A 6,203-nucleotide genomic window follows, 5' to 3' on the forward strand; every position below is an offset into this window, starting at 1 on the left:
TCCGGCTCCGGCTGGCTGATCAAGGTGAGTGTGATGCCGACGTTGGCGGCGAGCACCTGTTCGGCGGCGTCGGCCGCCGGCACCTTGAGCAGTCCCTGGGCGGCGGCGCCGGTGAACCGCTCGCGCAGCGCGGCGTGCGCGGGAGCGCCGAGGCCGCACTGGGACAGGGCGATCAAGTCGTGGTGACCGCGCGTCGCCCCGCTGAGCTGCGGGAATGGGCTGAGCCGTACGGCGACCGGGTGCTGGTTCTCCAGCTCGACGTCACTGATGCCGAGCAGGTGCGTGCGGCGGTCACGACGGCAGAGGAGCGGTTCGGCGGGATCGACGTGCTCGTCAACAACGCGGGCCGTGGCTGGTTCGGCTCGGTCGAGGGGGCCCCGGACGAGACGCCTACGTGCCGATGGTCGAGGGCGTCAAGGCGGCGTTCGTGGACCATGACGGCGAGCAGGCGGGTGACCCTGTGCGCGGAGTACGGGCCGTGATCAGCGCGATGAACGCACCCGTTCCGCCGCACCGGATCGTGCTCGGCAACTCCGGCTACGACGTCGTCGTCGCGATGCAGGCGAGGCCATCGCACCCGTGACGGCCCGAGCCAGACGCCTGGCGCCACACCCGGCATCGCCTACCCGCTCATCCGCGACGCACCACTCGCCCGTTTCGCGCTTGTCTGGCGCACCGCCGCCGAAACCGGTCTCATCCGACCCTTTGCCAGCGTCGTCACCGAGCTGGGCCCGATAGTCCTATGACGTCGGCGCGGCCCCGCCAACCCCGGAGACTCTGATGTGCTGATGTCCTACCCGGCGGGCAGGATGGGCACGGGAGGTACAGATGAGCGACATCGCGGACGTTCCACCCGCCGTTGTGGGCCGGCTCCGGGTGATCTGCGGGGAGCTGCCCGAGGCGTACGAGGAGCCGGCGTGGATCGGCCTGCGGTGGCGGATTCGCCGGCGGACGTTCCTGCACGTCTACACCACCGACGGGAGGCGGTCGGCGTACATCGATACGGACGATCCGGCCATCCTGATGACCTTCCGGGCGCCGCCCGGGGAGTTGGCCGCGCTGGCGCATGCCGGCCCTCCGTTCTTCCGGGCCGACTGGGGTGTGAATGTCGTGGGAATGGTGCTGGACGACGAGACGGACTGGGTCGAGGTTGCCGAGCTGGTGACGGACAGCTATCGAGTGCAGGCGCCCCGCCGCCTCGCGTTCCGGCTGAAGGCAGGTGGATGAACCGCCGGCTACCTCCCCGCGTTGCCGCTCATCCAGGTTCGGTGCTGAGAAACATTCCTATTCACGGTGGGAGGTTCGGGCACCGGCCTCGAGCACGGTGAGGTCGCGGACCGCGTACCGGTGATGCTCGGCCTCTTCCTTGCACACCACCGTGAGGCAGCGGCGCACGACGTAGTCCTTGTCCGGGTAGGGGTCGGCCGGCTTGCGACCACATACCCGGTCGAGCTCGGCCTCGGTGAGCCCGTCGACGACCCGGCGCATCGTGGCCATGCGGGCCAGCCGCGGCGCGAGTACCTCGTCGAGCGTCGGGGTGGCATCGAGGGTGAGTCCGAGCTTCGCCGATGCTTCGGCCGGCATCCCGCCGGCAGGAATGCCCAACGGGTGGTACGGCGCGTCCTCCTCGAGCACGGCGTTGCCGATCCAGGCATCGGCGGCCATCAGCAGATGCCGCTGCGTCTCGACGAACGACCACTCGCCGTCGACCTGCTCGTGCAGCTTCGCCTCGGGTAGGCGCCTGGCACGGTCGAGCGTATCCTCCCATTGCTTCTCGATGGCATCCCAAGCGGCCCGGTATTCGGCGGCGGACGTGGCCTCACGGGCCAGCACCCGGTTGGGATGCAGCCGGTCGAGCTCGGCCTCGACGTAGGCGGTCACGTCGACGTCGTTGACAACGACACGCTCGAAGCCGCCACCGAGGGAGACGTTGCCCCCGTAGCAGTCCACGATCTTCAGGCCGGTGACGTCGCAATCGCGAATCTCGAGGCCGGAGAGGTCGCACAGGTGGATGCGGGCACCACGGAACTGGTCACTTTGGGTGTACTCAGCAGGCATCGGGACAGTCTCCCGTATCCTGCTCCTGCCCGCCGCCCCGCCCACCGACCACGACCACTGAACCCGGCAACCGGGCCATCCGGCCCGCGTGCGCCACCTGCGTCCGGCTTCGGCAGACCACAGTCACCCCAGCGGCCAGGTGATCAGCCCGCCGCGGCGGCCCCGTCCGAGTCGGTTTCCAGAGATCGCCTCAGGGTCCAACGCGAGACGCCAAGCTTGCCGGCTACGGCGGCTTGGGTCTGTCCGGCGCGCAGCAGCATAGCCGCGTCGGCAATCTGCTCGGCGTTCAGCGCGCGGGGGCGTCCGCCGACCCGACCCCGGGCGGCGTCGAGTCCCTCGCGGGTGCCCTTGACGATTTGCTGGCGCTGGAACTTGGCGGTGGCGGCGAACACGGTGAAGACCAGCTCTCCCCACATGTCGTCACTGGTTATGAGCTGGGCCACGACAGCTCGCGGCAACGTGCAAGTGCGGCCTCGACGGTCCTGCCGACCTCGCCCGGCTCAATGCCCGGATAGCCGTGCCCGACGTCGGTGCGCTCCTCCTCGATCCCCGCGCGACCGCAGCGGTTCGCCGTCCGCACCGCGCGTAATGGCGATGCGTCCCGAGGTGACCCGCTGGAAGATGTCGTTCAGGGCTGAGCGAGTGATGTTCGTACAGTTGAAGACCGGCTCCTGCGTGGAGAGCCCGGGCGGTGCGGCGGACAGCGAGGCGATCAGCATTGATGGCGATGCGGGCATGTCTTACTTCGGAAGCGATCAAAGGCGTCGAGCACCTTGATGATCTTCTGAACCGGCCTTGCCCGCCCTGTTGCCTCCAGCACGGGCGCGTCTACACCAGCCACCTCAAGCCGGACACCTATCGCGACTTTGCTGGGGACTGGAGTCCAACCCGCCCTGTCCGGCAGCCAGTGCAGGCATTGCGCTCGACTCGGACGGCCGTCCTGTCGTCGGGACGCCTGGCCTTTTCTTTCGAATTGAACGGGGCGCGGGTCCCCACGGGGCGAACGGTGTCCTCACAATGATGGCGTGATCCCGCCGCCGCCAGCGCCTGACGCTGTCTTGTTTCGTGGCTCCACGGGCCGGGTCGTTGCGTGCTACGCCGTCCTCGCGGTCCTCGGCTGGCTGTGCGCCGCCGGGTTCTACGTGGGGCTGGCGGCGCTGCTCGGCTGGTCGGTCGGCCGCACCGTCGACTTCGTCATCCTTCCGCAGTTCGTCGTTCCACTCGTTACCGTCCTCGGCGTGTTGGTTGGGATACTGATCCGCAGCCCGCACTGGGTCCGGCTGTCCGCCGCCGGCGTGGAGATCGGTACGACCCGTGCCCGGGCGGTCCTGATTCCGTGGTCGGGCGTGGAGTCGGCGACGGTCCGCGGTCGGTCGGTCTTTGCCAACCTCGACGTCGTCCCGCACCCGGCGGCGGTGGCCGCGTTGCAGGACGCGGAGGGTCAGCTGCCTCGGATGCGCACGCGCGGCGGGCGGCGGGGCTATCCCGTGCAGGTCGGGCTCTTCCCGAGCGGCCCAGCAGCGGTGACGGCCGCGCTGCGCGCCCGCGGCGTCCCGGAGGTCCGTCGGCCCGCGCCCACGGTCGCCCCACGCTGACGCAGGCACCCCACCGTCTCGGGTCCGCGGGGCGGCTCGTGGTCACCGGCACGGCGATCGGGGCGACCGAGTCCGACAGCCAGCGGCCGGTGGACATCACCGGCACCGTCGAGGGCTCCCCGTACAGCGACCGGCTCTGGCTCTATCGCCACGATGGCCGGTGGTTCATCGCACTGGGTCCGAACCGCAACGCCCAGCCAAAGGGTACCTGACCTTGCCAGATCAAGGCGCCGCGGGTCGCTGTCCGTGAAAGTTTCCATGACTGACGCCACAATGCCATGGCATCGACGGTGGTGAACTGCCGGTGCGCTGCCGGTGGGGCACCATGCATGGCGATGCTTCGATCATTGCCGGCCCCGGAGGAGAACCATGCCCGCGCATTCGTCCCACACCCGGATGCTCGTCGCGGTGAGCGCCACGACCTTACTGGTTGGCACGGCGAGCGCTGTCACGGTCGCCGCGCACGCCGCGGCCGCCGGCTGCTCCGTCACGTACACCATCAGCTCCCAGTGGCCAGGCGGGTTCGGCGCCAACATCGAGGTCAGGAACCTCGGCGACCCGCTCACCGGCTGGACGCTGAGCTGGTCCTTCGGCGCCGGCCAGCAGGTGACCCAGGCGTGGAACACCACGCTGGCCCAGAGCGGATCAGCCGTGACGGCGCGCAACGTGGCATGGAACGGCAGCCTGCCGACCAACGGCAGCGCCGGCTTCGGGTTCAACGGCTCCTGGAACGGCAGCAACCCGGCCCCGGCAAGCTTCGCGCTCAACGGGACGACGTGCACCGGCGGTGTGACCCCGCCGTCGGGCAGCGCGTCCCCGTCGGGCAGCCCTTCGTCGAGCCAGCCGCCCGGTGACGTGCTGTCCCGGGTACACACCGCCGGCCGGGTCGAGGCCAGCGGCAACACCGTGCAGTACAGCTGGCCCGGCATCTACTTCGAGGGCCGGTTCCGCGGCACCGGGGTGGGGATCGTGCTGAACGACCCCAACGCCGACTACGACATCCAGGTCGACGGCGCGCCGGCCGGCACCGTCGTGCTGCCCGGCCGGACGACCCGCTGGGTCAACGGCCTGAGCGATGCCGAGCACACCGTGCGCCTCGTCAAGCGCAACGAGAGCCCGTGGGGCATCAGCGAGTTCGGCGGCTTCGTCGCCGCCGCGGGCGGCGCGATCCTCGCCAAGCCGGCCGCCCGGACCCGGCAGATCGAGTTCATCGGCGACTCACTGACCGCCGGGTACGGCAACACCTCCAGCGGTCGCGACTGCCCCGGCGACCGGGTCGCCCGCACCACCAACACCGATCTCAGCTACGGCGCGCTGACCGCCCGCCGGCTCTTCGCCGACTACCAGATCAACGCGATCTCCGGCAGGGGGATGGTGCGCAACTACAACGGCGGCGACCCGGGCACCGACTACCGGACCTTCTACGACCGGGCGCTGCTGAGCGTCGCCGGCGACGTGTGGAACCCTGGCCCGTGGCGGCCCCAGCTCGTGGTGGTCTACCTCGGCACCAACGACTTCTCGACCGCCGTCAACCCCGGTGAGCCGTGGACGGCGGACAGCCTCGTCGCCGCCTACCGCACCGCCTACGCCGCCTTCCTGCAGAAGCTGCGGACCCGCTACGGCGCCGACACGACCATCGTGGCCGTCGGCAGCAACCCGTTCGGAAGCTACGTCCAGCAGGTGGTGCAGGAGCGCACCGGCGCGGGCGACAGCCGGGTCCGGTACTGGCCCCTGGACGAAACCGGCCTGGACCGCCTCGGCTGCGACTGGCACTTCTCCACCCGTGACGACCAGCTCATCGCCGATCGGCTCGGTACGTTCATCGGCACTTTGCCGCTGAGCTGGTAGCCGCCCGCTGCGGCTCGTCCGCACCATGGCAACGGGGTGGTGGCATGGTCGCCACCACCCCGCCGTCGCCGCTTCAGCGCATCGGGTCAGTTCAAGCTGAAGCGCTGGTTGGCCTGGCCGTGGCAGTCGTAGATCTGCACCTGCTGGCCGTTGGCGGTACCCCAGACGTCCAGGCAGCGGCCGGACTGGCCGTTGCTGATGGTGCCGTTGCTGTTGACGTTCCACTGCTGGTTGGCTTGCCCGTTGCAGTTGGCGATCTGCACCGCCGAGCCGTTGCCGGACCCAGCGGCGTCCAGGCACATGTTGCCGTACACGGTCAGCTGCCGGCTTGCCGTCTGCGTCCACAGCTGATTGCTCTGGCCGTGGCAGTCGTAGAGTTGCACCCGCGTGCCGCTGGTGTGCGACACGTTCGGCACGTCGATACACCGGCCGGACTGGGCACCGACGATCCGCTTGCCACCGCTCGACGGAACAGACGGCGTCGAGGAGGTGGGACCGACGACCGGGCCCTCACTGACGGTGATGCTGGAGCTGCCGCTGCTCTGGTACCCCTCGGTCGCGAGGATCTGGTAGTCGTGCGTGCCGAGGTTCAACCCGAGGCGCGCCCAGGCGTTGAAGTGGTTGGCGGTGGTGATGGTGCCGCCGGTGCGCTTGCTCTGCCGGACGCTCCAGTACTGGTAGAACGTCGCCGTGCCGATGATG

At 69.8% G+C, this 6,203-nt stretch carries 9 protein-coding genes; 6 read left to right on the top strand and 3 right to left on the bottom strand.

Annotated features, from left to right (window positions below; translation table 11 throughout):
- Positions 1 to 182: 182 nt before the first annotated feature.
- The 3 genes from OP18_RS62830 (at position 183) to OP18_RS50280 (ending at position 1,227) form a co-directional block, all read left to right on the top strand.
- Entirely contained in the window at positions 183 to 482 is a 300-nt protein-coding gene (locus tag OP18_RS62830) for an SDR family oxidoreductase (protein ID WP_389253168.1), read from the top strand.
- Complete coding sequence (locus OP18_RS61640; RefSeq protein ID WP_245635816.1) at positions 395 to 583, top strand: hypothetical protein; 189 nt, start codon at positions 395 to 397, stop codon at positions 581 to 583. The genes OP18_RS62830 and OP18_RS61640 overlap by 88 nt, the downstream gene beginning before the upstream one ends.
- Positions 584 to 828: 245 nt before the next feature.
- Positions 829 to 1,227 (top strand): MmcQ/YjbR family DNA-binding protein, encoded by a 399-nt coding sequence (locus OP18_RS50280; protein WP_033367863.1) that lies wholly within the window; start codon positions 829 to 831, stop codon positions 1,225 to 1,227.
- Between the two features lie 57 nt (positions 1,228 to 1,284).
- Here the strand turns inward: OP18_RS50280 and OP18_RS50285 are convergent, their stop codons facing one another.
- Positions 1,285 to 2,058 (bottom strand): DinB family protein, encoded by a 774-nt coding sequence (locus tag OP18_RS50285; protein ID WP_033367865.1) that lies wholly within the window; start codon positions 2,056 to 2,058, stop codon positions 1,285 to 1,287.
- Between the two features lie 143 nt (positions 2,059 to 2,201).
- The gene (locus OP18_RS50290; RefSeq protein ID WP_052388582.1) at positions 2,202 to 2,501 is read right to left on the bottom strand and encodes a recombinase family protein; all 300 of its coding nucleotides are present in this window, start codon (positions 2,499 to 2,501) and stop codon (positions 2,202 to 2,204) included.
- 615 nt (positions 2,502 to 3,116) lie between these two features.
- Here OP18_RS50290 and OP18_RS50300 point away from each other — a divergent pair.
- From OP18_RS50300 to OP18_RS50305, 3 genes are all read left to right on the top strand, one after another.
- A complete protein-coding gene (locus OP18_RS50300) occupies positions 3,117 to 3,653 on the top strand; it encodes a hypothetical protein (protein ID WP_156090375.1) in 537 nt (178 codons plus the stop codon).
- Positions 3,654 to 3,691: 38 nt separating this feature from the next.
- Positions 3,692 to 3,865 (top strand): hypothetical protein, encoded by a 174-nt coding sequence (locus tag OP18_RS58455; RefSeq protein ID WP_156090376.1) that lies wholly within the window; start codon positions 3,692 to 3,694, stop codon positions 3,863 to 3,865.
- Positions 3,866 to 4,022: 157 nt separating this feature from the next.
- Complete coding sequence (locus tag OP18_RS50305) at positions 4,023 to 5,501, top strand: cellulose binding domain-containing protein (protein ID WP_081971849.1); 1,479 nt, start codon at positions 4,023 to 4,025, stop codon at positions 5,499 to 5,501.
- A gap of 86 nt (positions 5,502 to 5,587) precedes the next feature.
- Here OP18_RS50305 and OP18_RS61645 read toward each other — a convergent pair.
- Positions 5,588 to 6,203: ricin-type beta-trefoil lectin domain protein (locus OP18_RS61645; protein WP_033367869.1), on the bottom strand; the 616-nt coding region annotated here is incomplete at its 5' end.

This window comes from Dactylosporangium aurantiacum (assembly GCF_000716715.1).
GTDB lineage: Bacteria > Actinomycetota > Actinomycetes > Mycobacteriales > Micromonosporaceae > Dactylosporangium > Dactylosporangium aurantiacum.

What these genes read in the sequence shown, in the direction of transcription:
- OP18_RS50280 (WP_033367863.1), top strand. Translation starts at nt 829, where the DNA reads ATGAGCGACATCGCGGACGTTCCACCCGCCGTTGTGGGCCGGCTCCGG.
- OP18_RS50285 (WP_033367865.1), bottom strand. Translation starts at nt 2,058, where the DNA reads ATGCCTGCTGAGTACACCCAAAGTGACCAGTTCCGTGGTGCCCGCATC.
- OP18_RS50305 (WP_081971849.1), top strand. Translation starts at nt 4,023, where the DNA reads ATGCCCGCGCATTCGTCCCACACCCGGATGCTCGTCGCGGTGAGCGCC.